At 56.0% G+C, this 285-nt stretch carries 1 pseudogene; it reads right to left on the reverse strand.

Features of this window, described 5'->3' with window-relative positions:
* A pseudogene (locus JTI98_RS10820) lies at positions 1-285 on the reverse strand (RHS repeat-associated core domain-containing protein); the annotation flags it as partial.

A 285-nucleotide genomic window follows, 5' to 3' on the forward strand; every position in this document is an offset into this window, starting at 1 on the left:
CTATCCCCCCATCAACCCAATCGGATCCTGYGTGATATACCTTCCCTGTGCAGGGTCGTAGTACCGGTGCCGGTTATAGTACAGCCCCGTCTCTTTATCATACTGCTGCCCCGGCAGACGAATAAGCTGTTCCAGGTTATGCGGGTTATCTTCCCGCAGCACATTTCCCCATTCATCACACTCTGCGCGCCACGCAACCAGGCCGTTAACGTCAATCAGCGCCAGCGGCAGGCCCCGGTGGTCGCAGTGGTACAGGTGGATTTTTCTCTCCGGTATATATTCCGG

It is taken from the genome of Citrobacter sp. MGH 55, from assembly GCF_016906145.1.
In the GTDB taxonomy this organism is placed as follows: domain Bacteria; phylum Pseudomonadota; class Gammaproteobacteria; order Enterobacterales; family Enterobacteriaceae; genus Citrobacter_A; species Citrobacter_A amalonaticus.